Origin of the sequence: Mycobacterium colombiense (genome assembly GCF_001665835.1) — a bacterium.
Classification (GTDB): domain Bacteria; phylum Actinomycetota; class Actinomycetes; order Mycobacteriales; family Mycobacteriaceae; genus Mycobacterium; species Mycobacterium colombiense_A.
Genome location: NZ_LZSX01000099.1, coordinates 47,704 through 62,858, shown reverse-complemented (window position 1 = coordinate 62,858; position 15,155 = coordinate 47,704). Strand labels below are relative to the sequence as shown.

The following is a 15,155-nucleotide window of genomic DNA, read 5'->3' as shown; positions in this document are numbered from 1 at the left end:
ATAAGCCGCGAAGCCCGGACATGCCACCGCGGTGATGTGCCACCATGTTGCCTGGTGGGTCAATTTCTCTGGTACATACCGAATACCGTCGAGCCGGGGCATCGAGGCGACGACACCGTCGACGGCTGGGGAAGTTTGGACTATTCGGTCGACCTGGCGCTGCGCGCCGAGCAACACGGCTGGGAAGGCGCGCTGATCGGCACCGGCTGGGGACGGCCGGACACCTTCACCGTCGCGACCGCGATCGCCGCCCGCACCACCAACTTCGCCCCGCTGGTGGCGGTGCGCCCCGGTTATTGGCATCCGGCGCATTTCGCCAGTGCGGCGGCAACCCTGGATCGACTCAACCAGGGCCGGCTGCTGATCAACGTCGTCAGCGGCGCCGATGATCTGGCCGCGTACGGCGACCCCGAGGTCGACAAGGGCCGCCGCTACGACCGCACCCGCGAATTCATCCGGCTGGTTCGCCGGTTGTGGAGCGAGGACGACGTCACCTTCCGTGGCGAGTTCTTCGGCGTCGAACACTCGACGTTGCAACCGCGCCCGCTCGGTGCGGCCGACGGCCGGTACCCCAAGCTCTATTTCGGCGGAGCATCGGCGGCCGCCGAGCAGGTCGCCGCGACCGACGCCGATGTCCAATTGTTCTGGGGAGAGTCACTGGACGGGATCGCCGAGCGCATCGACAGGCTGAAGTCGTTGTCCGACAAGCTCGGTCGCGAGCACGCGCCGCTGGAATTCGGGCTTCGGGTGACAACGCTGGTGCGCGACACTTCCGAGCAGGCCTGGCGCGACGCCGAGGCGAAGGTCGCCAAGCTGGCCGGCACGCCGACCATGCTGCTGCTGCACGACCCGGCCGGGTCCGAGGGGCAGCGGCGGCTCAACGACCTGGCCGGGCGCGGAGAGGTGGTCGATTCCTGCCTGTATACGACGCCGAGCAAGTACGGCGGTGAGGGCGCCGGGACGACCTGGCTGGTCGGCTCGGCCGTCGAAGTCGCCGACGCGCTGCGCAACTACACCGAGCTCGGTGTCAGCCATTTCGTGCTGTCGGACACCCCGTACAAGTCGGAGACGGTCAGGCTCGGCGACCAGCTGCTGCCGCTGCTGCGCCCCACCGCCGTCCCGAACTGAGGGCGTCAGAACAGCGTCAGCCCCACCCCCGCCGCGCTGGCCAGACACATCGACGGCCCGTGCGGCACCGTGGCACCGGTGCGCCGCGGCGTACAGACCACCCCGAGCGCCGCGGTCAGCAGCGGCGCGCCCAGCGCCGCCAGAAACCACACGCCGACGCCGAAGCAACCGGTCAGGGCGCCCAGACCCAGGGCCAGCTTGACGTCACCGGCGCCCATTCCGCCCGGTGCCGCGCAGTGCACCGCCAGGTAGATAGCGGTCAGGGCCAGGGTTCCGGCCAGCGCCGCCGGGCCGCGCCCGGCCAGCGTCGCGACCGCCAGGATCGCCGCGGCCCCGGTCAGCGTCAGCGCGTTGGGCAGGCGTCGTTCGCGAACGTCGTAGCAACTCAACGCCGCCAACCAGGCCAGCACCAGGCACGCGACCGCAATCCGCATGCGCGGCAGGCTATTCCGGTGCGGCCACCGCGCAAGTCATGGCCTCGCGCGGCGCGGGCCGCCCGGTGAACTGTTCCACCTGCGCGAAAGCCTGGTGCAGCAGCATCTGCAGGCCGCTGACCACCCGCCCGCCGGCGGCGCCCACCGCGGCGGCCAGCGGCGTGGGCCACGGGTCGTACACGGCGTCCAGCAGCACACCGATGCGTGCGAAGGTGCCCGCGTAGCGTTCGGCCACCTCCGCTGGGATGGTGCTGACCAGCACCTCGGCGCCCGCCACCTCGGCGGCCAGCCCGTCGCCGTCCAGGTCGCAGAACCGGGTCGGCATGCCCAGCTCGTTGCCCAGATCCACCAGCCGGGCCGCCTTGTCGGGGTTGCGGGCCAGCACGGTGACGCCGGCGACGCCCAGCTGGGCCAGGCCGGCGACGGCGGCCGGCGCGGTGCCGCCCGATCCACAGACGAGCGCCCATCCCGAGGTCCGCCCTGTTGACGCGAGCGCCCCCGTCACCCCGTCGATGTCGGTGTTGTCGGCCCGCCAGCCCGCGGGCGTGCGCACCAGGGTGTTGGCCGATCCCACCCGCTGCGCCCGGTCGGTGCGCTCGTCGGCGAATCGCAGGGCGGCGAACTTGCCCGGCATCGTCACCGATACCCCGACCCATTCGGGGCCGAACCCGCCGACCACGCCGGGCAGCTGCTCGGCGTCGCATTCGATGCGCTCGTACGTCCAGTCGGCCAGGCCCAGCGCACGATAGGCGGCCAGGTGCAATAGCGGGGACTTCGAGTGGGCGATCGGCTTGCCGAGCACGGCCGCCCTGCGGGGGCCCGCGCTAGCGGGGCGTGCTGTCGAGGACACCGTTGCGCTTAGCCAGCTCGATGTTGGCCAGATGTTGTTGATAGTCGCGAGTGAACAGCGTCGTGCCCTGGGCGTCGATGGTGACGAAGTACAGCCAGTCACCGGGCTGCGGGTGCTCGGCGGCGCGCAGCGCGTCGGTGCCGGGCGAACAGATGGCGGCGGCCGGCAGGCCCTGCGACACGTAGGTGTTCCACGGCGTCTTCTGGGCCCGGTCGGCGTCGCTGGTGGCCACCTCGCGGCGGTCCAGCGGATAGTTGACCGTCGAGTCGAACTCGAGCGTGTGGTGGGCGTGCAGGCGGTTGTAGATGACCTGCGCGACCTTGGCGAAGTCCTGGGAGTTGGATTCCTGCTGCACCAGCGACGCCACCACCAGGATGTCGTAGGGCGACAGGCCCATGGCCTGGGCGGTGTCCACCAGCCCCGACTTCACGTACTCCTCGCCGCCGGCGCCGATCAGGGTGGCCAGGATGCTCTCCGGCGACGCGGACGGATCGATGTTGAAGGTGCCCGGCGCGATCAGGCCCTCGATCCGGCGGTGGTCCTTGCCGAGCTCACCGACCGGTTCGGTGGCCCACGGCGGCACCGCCAATGCCAACGCAGAACTGTTGGTTGCGGCCGCGCGCAGGTCGTCGACCCGGACGCAGCGCGTGTCGCCGTCGAAATCCACGCAGGTGGCACGCGAGATCAGCGTCAGGATCCCCGGCGTCACCACGTTGGTCTTCATGTCGGTGGTGTCGTCGAGCTGACGGCCCTCCGGGATGACCAGCCGGCCCACCCGGCTCTTCGGGTCGGTCAGCCGCGCGACGGCGTTGGCCGCCGGGATTTCGGTGCGCATCCGGTAGAAGCCGGGCTGGATCGAGTTGATGGCGCTGTTGCCGTGCGCGGCGTTGACGAACGCCCGCACCGTCTTGACCACCTGCTCTTTTTGCAGGGTCTCGCCGATGTTGGTGGTCGAGTCGCCGGCCTGGACCTGGATCACCAGGTCCCGCTTGCCGCCACCGCTGAAGTCGTTGTCGGGTCCGAACAGGATGTGCCACAGCTTGCCGCCGACGACGACACCCACGAGCACCACCACAACGAGCAGCGCGAGCGCGATCTTGCCGGCGAACCGCCGCCGACGACCCCGCTTGGCCTGTTTTCGGGAGACGCGGCTCGACCTGCGCCCCGACGGCGCACCCACCGCCTCGGGCTCGGCCCGTTCCCGCCGTGCGCTGTCAACCATCGCTGAGCTCCCCCGCCACCGCCGCGCGGCGCTGATCCAGCCAACTCTGCAGGATCGCCACCGCCGCCGCCTGATCGATCACCGCACGCTGTTCCTTGGCCCGCACCCCGGCAGCGCGCAGCGAACGCTGCGCGGCCACGGTGGTCAGCCGCTCGTCGGCCAGCCGCACCGGAGTGGGAGGAACTCGGCGGGCCAGCACTTCCGCCAGTTTGTCGGCCACCTCGATCGCGTCGATCGCCGACGGGCCGGTGCGATCGGCCAGCGTGCGCGGCAGTCCGACGACCACCTCGACGGCCTCGAGTTCGGCGGCCAGCGCGGCCAGCCGCCGCAGGTGTTTGCCGTTGCGGTCGCGGCGGACGGTCTCGACCGGGGTGGCCAGGATGGCGTCGGGGTCACTGCAGGCCACGCCGATGCGGACGCTGCCCACGTCGATGCCGAGCCGCCGTCCCCGTCCAGGGTCCTGTTGGGGATCGCCGGGCCGGTCAGGCAAGCGGTGCTGTGCCGAGACCACTCAGTCGACCCGCGCTATCACGGCGATCTCGGAACGTACCGCGTCGAGCGCTGCGTCGATGCGCGCCGGATCCTTGCCGGAACCCTGCGCCAGGTCCGCCTTGCCGCCCCCGCGGCCGTCGACGCTCGCGGCGAGCTGTTTGACCAGATCGTTGGCGCGAAGCCCGAGATCCTGGGCGGCCGGGTTGGCGGCGACCGCATACGGCACCGACCCGCCCTCGCCCTCGGCGATCAGCGCGACCACCGCGGGATCGCTGCCCAGCTTGCCGCGGATGTCGCCGACCAGGGAGCGCAGATCGGCCGCGGTCATCCCGCCCGACATCCGCTGCGCCACCACCCGCACGTTACCGATACGCTCCGCGCCGGCCGCGGCGTTGGTCGCGGCGGCCCGCGCGCCGGCCAGCCGGGCGCGTTCGAGTTCCTTCTCCGCCGCCTTGAGCCGCTCCACCAGGTTGGCCACCCGGGCGGGCACCTCGTCGGAGGGCACCTTCAGCGACGACGCCAGCCCCGCCATGAGCGCGCGTTCCTTGGCCAGGTGCCGGAACGACTCCAGCCCGACGTAGGCCTCCACCCGGCGCACCCCGGAACCGACCGAGGATTCGCCCAGGATGGTCACCGGTCCGATCTGCGCCGAGTTGTGCACGTGCGTCCCGCCGCAGAGCTCCAGCGAGAACGGGCCACCGATCTCCACCACCCGGACCTCGTCCGGGTAGGCCTCGCCGAACATGGCCATCGCGCCCATCGCCTTGGCCTTCTCCAGCTGCTCGGTGAACGTGTGCACCTCGAAGTCGGCCTGCACGGCCTGGTTCGTCACCTCTTCGACCTGGGTGCGCTGCTCTTCGGACAGCGGCCCCTGCCAGTTGAAGTCGAACCGCAGATAGCCCGGCCGGTTCAGCGACCCAGCCTGAACGGCGTTGGGCCCCAACACCTGTCGCAGCGCCGCATGCACCATGTGGGTGCCCGAGTGCCCCTGGGTGGCGCCCCGGCGCCACCGCGGGTCGACGGCCGCAACGACGGTGTCGCCCTCCACGAATTCACCCGACTCGACGTTGACCCGGTGCACCCACAGGGTTTTGGCGATCTTCTGCACGTCGGTTACCGCGGCGCGGGCGCTCTGTCCGGCGCCCGTTCCGCTGATGGTGCCCTCGTCCGCGATCTGGCCGCCGGCCTCCGCGTACAACGGCGTGCGATCCAGCACCAGCTCGACCCGGTCGGCCCCCTCGGCCCCGTGGGTGACAACCGGAACCCGCTTGCCGTCCACGAAGATACCCAGAATCTTTGCCTCGGAAGTCAATTCGTCGAAGCCGGTGAACTCGGTGGGCCCGGCGTCGACCAGCTCCCGGTAGGCGGTCAGGTCGGCGTGCGCGTGCTTGCGTGCGGCGGCGTCGGCCTTGGCGCGGCGACGCTGCTCGGCCATCAGCTCCCGGAAGCCGACCTCGTCCACGTGCAGCCCGGCCTCGGACGCCATCTCCAGCGTGAGCTCGATCGGGAACCCGTAGGTGTCGTGCAGGGTGAAGGCATCCGAACCCGAGATCGCTTTCGCACCAGAGGCTTTGGTGGTGCCGGCCACCTCGTCGAACAGCTTCGAGCCCGCCGCCAACGTGCGATTGAACGCGGTCTCCTCGGCGACGGCGATCCGCCGGATCCGATCGAAGTCGTCGACCAGCTCGGGATACGACGGGCCCATCGCGTCACGCACGGTGGCCATCAGGTCACCGACGATGGGCCCCTCGATGTCGAGCAGCCTGGCCGAGCGGATCACCCGGCGCAGCAGCCGGCGCAGCACATAGCCGCGGCCGTCGTTGCCGGGCGTGACGCCGTCGCCGATCAGAATGGCCGCGGTGCGGCTGTGATCGGCGATGACCCGGTAGCGCACGTCGTCGTCGTGGTTGCCGACGTCATACCCGCGGGGTGCCCGCGCTGCCGCGGTGTCGATGACGGGCCGCAGCAGGTCGGTCTCGTAGACGTTGTGCACGCCCTGCAGGATGAAGGCGACCCGCTCCACCCCCATGCCGGTGTCAATGTTCTTGCGGGGCAACGGCCCCAGGATCTCGAAGTCGGCCTTGCCGGTGCCTTCGCCCCGTTCGTTCTGCATGAACACGAGATTCCAGATCTCGATGTAGCGGTCCTCGTTGGCGATCGGGCCGCCCTCGACGCCGAACTCCGGCCCGCGGTCGTAGTAGATCTCCGAGGACGGGCCGCACGGGCCGGGGATGCCCATCGACCAGTAGTTGTCCTCCATGCCGCGGCGCTGGATGCGATCCTCGGGCAGCCCGGCGATCTCCTGCCACAGCTGCACGGCCTCGTCGTCGTCGAAAAAGACCGTCGTCCAGATGCGTTCGGGATCCAGGCCGTAACCGCCCTGCTCGACACCGTTGGTCAGCAGGGTCCAGGCCAGCTCGATGGCGCGACGCTTGAAATAGTCGCCGAACGAGAAGTTACCGGCCATCTGAAAGAACGTGTTGTGCCGCGTGGTGATACCGACCTCGTCGATATCGGGGGTGCGGATGCACTTCTGGATGCTGGTGGCGGTCGAGTATTCGGGGGTGCGCGCGCCCAGGAAGTAGGGCACGAACTGGACCATGCCCGCGTTGACGAACAGCAGGTTGGGGTCGTCGAGGATCACCGATGCGCTCGGCACCTCGGTGTGGCCCGCCTTCACGAAATGATCAAGAAACCGCTTCCTGATCTCGTGTGTCTGCACTTTCGAGTCCGCTTCTTTCCGTTACTTCGACGTCTCATTCCCAGCCTATTCGCCGAGGCATGGCAAGCCCGTCTCACGACGCATTTCGACCGCTCACAGTACCTGCCCCCGCGCGCCGGGCACCGGGCCGCTAACCCTCCAGAAAGCTCAGCCGGACGGAGCGTTGCGGGTTGTCCCGGTTCAGGTCGACCAGGACGATGCTCTGCCACGTCCCCAGCATCGGCTCACCGGCCGACACCGGAACCGTCACCGACGGGGCGACGAGCGCCGGCATCACGTGGTCGGCGCCGTGGCCCGCGGAGCCGTGCGAATGCCGGTACCGATCGTCGCGCGGCAGCAGCCGTTCCAGCGTGTCGACCAGGTCGTCGTCGGAACCGGCCCCCGTCTCGATGATGGCCACGCCCGCCGTGGCGTGCGGGACGAACACGTTGCACAGGCCGTCCCCGCGCGACCAGCAGAATCCGCGCACCGCCTCGGTGAGATCGACGATGCGGCGGCGCGAGGTGTCCACGTCCAACACATCGGTATGCATCCGGCCAAGCCTACGGCGCGGGCGACATGACCGGCCAACCAATTGTGAGTGCTGCCACACCATTGCGGGTGCCAACGGGCAGGAGGAAGGTAGTTCATGACCGGTGGCGCCACCGGGGCGCTGCCCCGAACAAAGAGGGGGTGGATCGTGTACGCACGCTCTACCACAATCCAGGCGCAACCCTCGTCCATCGACGCCGGAATTGCGCATGTTCGCGATGAGGCCATGCCCGCGCTGCAAGGTATGCCGGGGTGCGTCGGAGTATCCCTTTTGGTCGACCGTCGCTCGGGCCGGTGCATCGCCACCAGCGCCTGGGAGAGCGACGAGTCCATGCGCGCCAGCGGTGACACCGTGACGCCGATCCGTGATCGGGCGTCGGAGATGTTCGGCGGCACGGCGGACGTCGAGCAGTGGGAGATCGCGGTGCTGCACCGCGACCACCGCGCGCCCGACGGTGCGGGCGTGCGTGCGACTTGGGTCAAGGTGCCGCCCGAAACTATGGACCAGGGCATCGAGTACTACAAGTCGTCCGTCCTGCCCCAGCTCGAGGGTCTCGACGGGTTCTGCAGTGCGAGCCTCCTGATCGACCGTGCCTCAGGGCGTGGCGTGTCCTCCGCGACGTTCGACAGCATCGAGGCGATGGAGCGGAACAGGGACCAGGCAACCGCGCTAAAGGACTCCTCGATGCAAGAGGCGCGCGCCGAGGAACTCGATGAATGCGAGTTCGAGCTGGCGCTAGCGCACCTCCGCGTGCCCGAGCTGGTCTGATCGAGGTGCGGCGGTAGACCGGCTGAACCAGGCGTTCCGCCGGCCGACGATCCGCGCCCGGAAGGCATTGCGGCGAGTATCCGGCAGGAGGAAGGTAGCGGGTGGGACCGGTGGCGCCACCGGGGCGCCGCCCCGACATAGAAGGGGCCGACCGTGTACGCACGCTCCACCACCATCCAGGCGCAACCCCTGTCGGTCGACATCGGCATTGCGCACGTTCGCGATGTCGTCATGCCCGCGCTCACCGAGATCGACGGGTGTGTCGGACTGTCGCTGCTGGTCGACCGGCAATCGGGCACCTGCATCGCCACCAGCTCGTGGGAAACCATGGAGGCGATGCGCGGCAGCGCCGAGCGGGTCGCACCCATCCGCGACCGGGCCGCGCTGATGTTCGACGGCAGCGCGCGGGTCGAGGAATGGGACATCCCGTTGCTGCACCGTGACCATCCGTCCCGCTCCGGCGCCTGCGTGCGCGCCACCTGGCTCAAGGTGGTGCCGGATCAGCTCGGCCGGTCGCTGGACTTCTACCGGATGGCGGTGCTGCCCGAGATGCAAGACCTCGACGGGTTCTGCAGCGCCAGCCTGATGGTCGACCACCCGGCCTGCCGCCGCGCCGTCAGCTGCTCCACGTTCGACTCGATGGAGGCGATGGCCCGCAACCGCGACCGCGCCAGCGAGCTGCGCAGCCGGCGCGTGCGCGAGCTGGGCGCCGAGGTGATCGACGTGGGCGAGTTCGAGCTGGCGATCGCCCACCTGCGGGTGCCCGAGCTGGTCTAGCGTCGCGGCAATCGGGGCCGGCTCAGGGCAGCGCGTCCCCGGGGAATCCGCGGCACGGGTGCACCCGGTAGGTGAAGACGCCCGCCGCCACACCCGGGTCGTCGGCCATGATCGCCGTGGTCTCGTCGACCGTCGCCGCGAACACCCCGATGCCGCACACGTCGGATTCGTCGATGACCGGCAGCACCACCGGGAGCACTCCGTCGTCGCGCAGCCCGAAATTGCGCCGGCCGTGCTCCCAGACGATGCCCGGCGTTGCCTCGTCGCCGTACTTCGGTCCCTTCTCGAGGATCACCACGCTGTAGGGCTGGGCGGTGGGCAGCAGAGCGCCCATCTCCTCGTCGGTGAAGATCTTCATGCCCGTCCACTCTTGCGGATGATCGCGCGCAGCCGGTCCAGCCGCCCGGACATTTCGCGTTCACCGCCGCGGCCGGTGGGCCGGTAGTAGTCGACCCCTGCCAGCTCGTCCGGCGGATATTGTTGTGCGACAACCCCGTCCGGGTGGTCGTGGGAATACTTGTAGCCCTGCGCGTTGCCCAGCCCCGCCGCACCCGAATAGTGCCCGTCGCGCAGATGGGGCGGAACCAGTCCGGCTTTGCCGGCCTTGATGTCGGCCATCGCCGCGGCCAGCGCGGTGGTGACGGCGTTCGACTTCGGCGCGGTGGCCAGATAAATCGTGCAGTGCGCGAGGGTGAGCTGCGCCTCGGGCATGCCGATCAGCGCCACCGTCTGCGCGGCCGCCACCGCGACCTGCAGCGCGTTCGGGTCGGCCATGCCGATGTCCTCGCTGGCCAGGATCATCAGCCGGCGCGCGACAAACCGTGGGTCCTCGCCGGCGACGAGCATGCGGGCCAGGTAGTGCAGCGCGGCGTCCACGTCCGAGCCGCGCACCGACTTGATGAAGGCGCTGATGACGTCGTAGTGCTGGTCGCCGTCACGGTCGTAGCGCACCGCGGCCTCGTCGAGGGACTGCTCGACGGCCGCGACGGTCAGCTCGCCGCCGGGCTCGACCGCCTCGGCGGCGACCTCCAGCGCCGTCAGCGCGCGCCGAGCGTCGCCCGCGGCCAGGCGCACCAGCAGGTCGACGGCATCGGGCGCGACCGCGATCTGGCCGCCCAGCCCGCGCGGGTCGTCGATCGCGCGCTGCACCACGGCGCGGATGTCGTCGGCGCTAAGCGGCCGCAAGTGCAGGATCAGCGAGCGCGACAGCAGCGGCGCCACCACCGAGAACGACGGATTCTCCGTGGTCGCAGCCACCAGCAGCACCACCCGGTTCTCCACGGCGGACAACAGCGCGTCCTGCTGGGTCTTGGAGAACCTGTGCACCTCGTCGATGAACAGCACCGTCTGCTCGCCGGACAGCAGCGCCCGGCGCGCGGTGTCGATCACCGCCCGGACGTCTTTGACTCCGGCCGACAGGGCCGACAGCGCCTCGAACCGGCGGCCGGTCGCCTGCGAGATCAGCGCGGCAAGCGTCGTCTTGCCGCTGCCGGGCGGCCCGTACAGGATGGCCGACGCCACGCCCGAGCCCTCGACCAGCCGGCGCAGCGGAGATCCGGGCGCCAGCAGATGGTCCTGACCGACCACCTCGTCCAGCGATGCCGGGCGCATCCGGACCGCCAGGGGTGCACCGCCCGACACGCCCAGCCCGTGATCGGTCGGCTGCGGCGCACCGGGGAGGTCAAACAGACCGTCGGACACGGTTTCAGGCATACCACGGCGGGCGGACACCCGCGCCGGCCCAGGCGTGCGGGCCGGCAATCCGCGCGCCCCGGCCGCATCTTTGCTAAGTTCCGGTTTGCCAGTTCCGCGCGCGTTCCCTCCTAGGAAACTTCGCCACACGAGGAAATCCGACAGCAAGGACGGACATGAGCCAACCTCCCGAGTATCCGGGCATCCCGGCAGATCCCCAGGGCAGCAACCCTCCCGGCTACCCGCCGCCGGGCTACGGCGCACCCCCACCGCCTCCTCCGGGGTACGGACCGCCCCCGGGATATGGCGCGCCCCCTCCCGGCTACGGACCGCCACCCGGCTACGGTGGCCCGCCCGCGTTCAGCATCGGGGACGCGTTCGGCTGGGCCTGGAACACGTTCACCAAAAATGCTGTGGCACTTATTGTTCCGGCCCTCGTGTATGCGGTGCTGTTTGCCATCGCCTCCACCCTGATCGGCCTGAGCCAGAACATGGGCAGCACGGCGAGCGACTCCGACGACGACTTCACCTTTTCCGCGAACCTCAACGGCGGCGGGATGGCGCTGCTGATCCTCGGCTACCTCGTCGCCTACCTCGTGGGGGCGTTCGCCCAGTCCGCGTTCCTGTCCGGCTGCCTGGATCTGGCCGACGGTCGCCCGGTGACCATCGGGTCCTTCTTCAAGCCGCGCAACTTCGGCATGGTTTTTCTGGCGGCGCTGCTGGTCGGGATTCTCACCTCGATCGCGTCGGTGCTGTGCTTCCTGCCCGGCCTGATCCTGGGGATCTTTGCCCAGTTCACCATCCCGTACGCGATCGATCGGTCCGAGCAGCCCATCAAGGCGCTCACCTCCAGCTTCTCCACCGTCACGTCGAACTTCGGCAACGCCCTGCTGGTGTGGCTGGTCGAGGTCGCCGCCGTGGTGGTGGGTTTCCTGGCCTGTGGGGTCGGCGTGTTGGTGGCCGTCCCGGTCGCCGCTCTGGTCGGGATCTACGCGTATCGCAAGTTTTCCGGTGGCCAGGTCGCAGCGCCGCAGCAGGCGGGATACGAGGCCGGCCCGCCGCCGGGCACACCACCGGGACACGCACCGGCCTGACGCTGCGCGCAGGTTTCTCCGTATTACGGCGCGGTAAGCCGCAATCGCGGCGCGCTGCGCCGTGTCCGCGCGTGTGATGGGATCAGCGATTATGAGCATCAAAGTTGCGCTGGAGCACCGCACCAGCTACACCTTTGACCGGCTGGTCCGGGTGTATCCGCACATCGTGCGGCTGCGCCCGGCGCCCCACACCCGCACGCCCATCGAGGCGTACTCGCTGCGCATCGAGCCCGACGAACACTTCATCAACTGGCAGCAGGACGCGGTGGGCAATTTCCTTGCCCGGCTGGTATTTCCGACTCCGATGCAACAACTGAGCATCACCGTCGGGTTGATCGCCGACCTCAAGGTGATCAACCCGTTCGACTTCTTCATCGAGGACTGGGCCGAACGGTGGGCCCCCGCCAACGGACGCGCCGGGCTGACCTACCCCAGAGAACTGGCCGAAGACCTGGAGCCCTACCTGCGGCCGGTCGACGAAGAGGGCGACGGCTCGGGCCCGGGCGAGCTGGTGCGGGCCTGGCTGAACGATTTCTCGGTGCGCGACGGCACTCGCACCATCGACATGCTGGTCGAGCTCAACCGTGCGATCAACGCCGACGTCGCCTACAGCCTGCGGATGGAACCCGGTGTGCAGACGCCGGATTACACGCTGCGGGCCGGGGTCGGCTCGTGCCGCGATTCGGCCTGGCTGCTGGTGTCGATCCTGCGCCAGCTGGGGCTGGCCGCCCGCTTCGTGTCCGGTTACCTGGTGCAGCTGGCGTCGGATATAGAGGCGCTCGACGGGCCCTCGGGACCCGTCGCCGACTTCACCGACCTGCACGCCTGGACCGAGGTGTACATCCCGGGGGCGGGCTGGATCGGCCTCGATCCGACGTCCGGCCTGTTCGCGGGCGAGGGCCACATCCCGCTGGCGGCCACGCCGCACCCGACGTCGGCGGCACCGATCAGCGGGGGCACCGAACCCTGCGCCTCGACGCTGGAGTTCTCCAACACCGTCACCCGGGTGCACGAAGATCCGCGCGTCACACTGCCGTACACCGACGACGCGTGGCGGACCATCCACGACGTCGGCCGGCGCGTCGACGAGCGGCTGGCCGCGGCCGACGTCCGGCTGACCATCGGCGGCGAGCCGACCTTCGTGGCGGTGGACAACCCGGTTACCAAGGAATGGACGACGGCCGCCGACGGCCCGCACAAGCGGCGGCGCGCCTCCGATCTGGCCGCCCGCCTGAAATCCGTGTGGGCGCCGGGCGGCGTGATCCAGCGCGGGCAGGGCCGCTGGTATCCTGGAGAACCGTTGCCCCGCTGGCAGATTGCGCTGCATTGGCGCACCGACGGGCGTCCGCTGTGGACCGACGAGACGCTGCTGGCCGACCCCTGGAGCGGCCGGGCGCAACGCCGCGTCGACGGCGAAGCGGCCGCCCGGGTGCTCGCCGGGATCGCCGACGGCCTGGGACTGCCGGCCTCGCAGATGCGGCCGGCCTACGAGGACCCGCTGCATCGACTGGCCGCCAAAGTCAGTGAGCCCGAAGGGGTTCCGGTGGACCCCGCCGACGACCTGGAAGCCGACTCCCCCGCGGGCCGCGCGGCGCTGTTGGCCCGCCTGGACGAATCGATCAAGGCCCCGGCGGCATTCGTGCTGCCACTGCACCGGCGCGACGATGACCTCGGGTGGGCCAGCGCCGACTGGCGGCTGCGCCGCGGACGTATCGTGTTGCTGCCGGGGGATTCTCCGGCGGGGCTGCGGCTGCCGCTGGATTCGGTCAGCTGGAAACCGCCGCGCCCGTCGTTCGATGCCGATCCCCTGTCAGTAGGACCCGAGCTGGCGGCGAAGGCCACCGCGAGCGCAGTAGTGGTCGACGCCGACGGGGCGCCGCCTACCGCGCTGGTCACCGAGGTTCGGGACGGGCTGGTCTTCGTCTTCCTGCCGCCCACCGAGGCGCTGGAGCACTACGTCGATCTCATCGGCCGGATCGAGGCGGCGGCGGCGAAGGCCGACTGCCCGGTGGTGATCGAGGGTTACGATCCCCCGCCGGACCCGCGGCTGCGCTCGACCACCATCACCCCGGACCCGGGGGTCATCGAGGTCAACGTCGCACCCACCGCCAGCTTCGCCGAACAGAACCAGCAGCTGGAAACGCTGTACGCGCAGGCCCGGCTGGCCCGCCTGTCCACCGAGTCCTTCGACGTGGACGGCACGCACGGCGGCACCGGCGGCGGCAACCACATCACCCTGGGCGGCGTGACGCCCGCGGACTCGCCGCTGCTGCGCCGCCCCGACCTGCTGGTGTCGCTGCTGACGTACTGGCAGCGCCACCCGTCGCTGTCCTACCTGTTCGCCGGCCGGTTCGTGGGCACCACCTCGCAGGCGCCGCGGGTGGACGAGGGCCGCGCCGAGGCCCTCTACGAGCTCGAGATCGCGTTCGCCGAGATCGCCCGGCTGGGCGGCGGTGGCGCCACCAAGCCGTGGGTGATCGACCGCGCGCTGCGTCACCTGCTCACCGACATCACCGGCAACACCCACCGCGCCGAGTTTTGCATCGACAAGCTGTACAGCCCCGACAGCGCCCGCGGCCGGCTCGGCCTGCTGGAGCTGCGCGGCTTCGAGATGCCCCCGCACCTGAGGATGGCAATGGTGCAGTCGCTGTTGGTGCGCTCTTTGGTCGCGTGGTTCTGGGACGAGCCGCTGCGCGCGCCGCTGATCCGCCACGGCGCCAACCTGCACGGCCGATATCTGTTGCCGCACTTTCTGATTCATGACATCGCCGACGTCGCCGCGGACCTGCGCGCGCACGGCATCGCGTTCGAGACCAGCTGGCTGGATCCGTTCACCGAGTTCCGGTTCCCGCGCATCGGGACGGCGGTGTTCGACGGCGTGGAGATCGAACTGCGCGGGGCCATCGAGCCGTGGACCACGCTGGGCGAGGAGTCCACCGCCGCGGGCACCGCGCGCTATGTTGACTCCTCGGTCGAGCGCATCCAGGTCCGCATCATCGGGGCCGACCGCCACCGTTATGTGTTGACGGTCAACGGCTATCCGGTGCCGCTGCTGGCCACCGACAATCCCGACATCCACGTGGGCGGGGTGCGGTTCAAGGCCTGGCAGCCGCCCAGCGCGCTGCACTCCACGATCTCGGCCGACGGGCCGTTGCGGTTCGAGCTGATCGACCTCACCACCGGCACGTCGCGCGGGGGCTGCACCTATCACGTCGCCCACCCCGGCGGGCGGGCCTACGACACGCCCCCGGTCAACGCCGTGGAGGCCGAGGCACGCCGCGGCCGCCGCTTCGAGGCGACCGGCTTCACCCCCGGCAAACTCGACCTGTCGGGCATCCGGGAGAAGCAGGCCCGGATCTTCACCGATGTCGGCGCGCCGGGCATCCTCGACCTGCGCCGCGTGCGTACCGTTGCGCAGTAATGGCGTTTGCGGACATGACATTC

Annotated in this window: 13 protein-coding genes; 5 read left to right on the top strand and 8 right to left on the bottom strand. The window is 70.1% G+C overall.

The window, feature by feature from the left end; all coding sequences use genetic code 11:
- Positions 1–54: 54 nt before the first annotated feature.
- A complete protein-coding gene (locus A5760_RS24380; protein ID WP_064885633.1) occupies positions 55–1,128 on the top strand; it encodes an LLM class flavin-dependent oxidoreductase in 1,074 nt (357 codons plus the stop codon).
- Between the two features lie 5 nt (positions 1,129–1,133).
- Here A5760_RS24380 and A5760_RS24375 read toward each other — a convergent pair whose 3' ends face one another.
- From A5760_RS24375 to A5760_RS24350, 6 genes are all read right to left on the bottom strand, one after another.
- Positions 1,134–1,562 (bottom strand): prepilin peptidase, encoded by a 429-nt coding sequence (locus A5760_RS24375; protein WP_064885631.1) that lies wholly within the window; start codon positions 1,560–1,562, stop codon positions 1,134–1,136.
- Between the two features lie 10 nt (positions 1,563–1,572).
- Positions 1,573–2,412: a shikimate dehydrogenase gene (locus tag A5760_RS24370; RefSeq protein WP_064885629.1), complete on the bottom strand. Its 840-nt coding sequence runs from the start codon at positions 2,410–2,412 to the stop codon at positions 1,573–1,575.
- Positions 2,387–3,634 carry an endolytic transglycosylase MltG gene (gene mltG, locus A5760_RS24365; RefSeq protein ID WP_064885627.1) on the bottom strand — a complete coding sequence of 416 codons (1,248 nt, stop codon included), beginning with the start codon at positions 3,632–3,634 and terminating at the stop codon, positions 2,387–2,389. Before mltG ends, A5760_RS24370 begins: the two co-directional genes overlap by 26 nt.
- Positions 3,627–4,145, bottom strand: a complete 519-nt coding sequence (gene ruvX, locus A5760_RS24360; RefSeq protein WP_064885625.1) for a Holliday junction resolvase RuvX — start codon at positions 4,143–4,145, stop codon at positions 3,627–3,629. The genes mltG and ruvX overlap by 8 nt, the downstream gene beginning before the upstream one ends.
- Entirely contained in the window at positions 4,146–6,848 is a 2,703-nt protein-coding gene (gene alaS, locus A5760_RS24355; RefSeq protein ID WP_064885623.1) for an alanine--tRNA ligase, read from the bottom strand.
- A gap of 130 nt (positions 6,849–6,978) precedes the next feature.
- Positions 6,979–7,368, bottom strand: a complete 390-nt coding sequence (locus A5760_RS24350) for a secondary thiamine-phosphate synthase enzyme YjbQ (protein WP_170880053.1) — start codon at positions 7,366–7,368, stop codon at positions 6,979–6,981.
- Positions 7,369–7,527: 159 nt separating this feature from the next.
- Here A5760_RS24350 and A5760_RS24345 point away from each other — a divergent pair, with 159 nt between their 5' ends.
- Together A5760_RS24345 and A5760_RS24340 are read left to right on the top strand one after the other, a co-directional pair.
- Positions 7,528–8,148, top strand: coding sequence for an antibiotic biosynthesis monooxygenase (locus A5760_RS24345; RefSeq protein WP_082279606.1), 621 nt, complete (start codon positions 7,528–7,530; stop codon positions 8,146–8,148).
- A 153-nt stretch (positions 8,149–8,301) separates the two neighbouring features.
- Positions 8,302–8,925, top strand: a complete 624-nt coding sequence (locus A5760_RS24340) for a hypothetical protein (protein WP_064885616.1) — start codon at positions 8,302–8,304, stop codon at positions 8,923–8,925.
- Positions 8,926–8,947: 22 nt separating this feature from the next.
- Here the strand turns inward: A5760_RS24340 and A5760_RS24335 are convergent, their stop codons facing one another.
- Both A5760_RS24335 and A5760_RS24330 read right to left on the bottom strand, forming a co-directional pair.
- The gene (locus A5760_RS24335; protein ID WP_064885614.1) at positions 8,948–9,283 is read right to left on the bottom strand and encodes a hypothetical protein; all 336 of its coding nucleotides are present in this window, start codon (positions 9,281–9,283) and stop codon (positions 8,948–8,950) included.
- Entirely contained in the window at positions 9,280–10,638 is a 1,359-nt protein-coding gene (locus A5760_RS24330; protein ID WP_064885612.1) for a replication-associated recombination protein A, read from the bottom strand. Before A5760_RS24330 ends, A5760_RS24335 begins: the two co-directional genes overlap by 4 nt.
- Before the next feature lie 155 nt (positions 10,639–10,793).
- Here A5760_RS24330 and A5760_RS24325 point away from each other — a divergent pair, with 155 nt between their 5' ends.
- Complete coding sequence (locus A5760_RS24325; protein ID WP_064885610.1) at positions 10,794–11,711, top strand: hypothetical protein; 918 nt, start codon at positions 10,794–10,796, stop codon at positions 11,709–11,711.
- A 91-nt stretch (positions 11,712–11,802) separates the two neighbouring features.
- Positions 11,803–15,132 (top strand): DUF2126 domain-containing protein, encoded by a 3,330-nt coding sequence (locus A5760_RS24320; protein WP_064885608.1) that lies wholly within the window; start codon positions 11,803–11,805, stop codon positions 15,130–15,132.
- Positions 15,133–15,155: the final 23 nt, after the last annotated feature.

Bases quoted from the DNA above. Each gene is read 5' to 3' on its own strand.
- A5760_RS24320 (WP_064885608.1), top strand. From the start codon at position 11,803: ATGAGCATCAAAGTTGCGCTGGAGCACCGCACCAGCTACACCTTTGAC.
- A5760_RS24330 (WP_064885612.1), bottom strand. From the start codon at position 10,638: ATGCCTGAAACCGTGTCCGACGGTCTGTTTGACCTCCCCGGTGCGCCG.
- A5760_RS24335 (WP_064885614.1), bottom strand. From the start codon at position 9,283: ATGAAGATCTTCACCGACGAGGAGATGGGCGCTCTGCTGCCCACCGCC.
- A5760_RS24375 (WP_064885631.1), bottom strand. From the start codon at position 1,562: ATGCGGATTGCGGTCGCGTGCCTGGTGCTGGCCTGGTTGGCGGCGTTG.
- mltG (WP_064885627.1), bottom strand. From the start codon at position 3,634: ATGGTTGACAGCGCACGGCGGGAACGGGCCGAGCCCGAGGCGGTGGGT.
- A5760_RS24325 (WP_064885610.1), top strand. From the start codon at position 10,794: ATGAGCCAACCTCCCGAGTATCCGGGCATCCCGGCAGATCCCCAGGGC.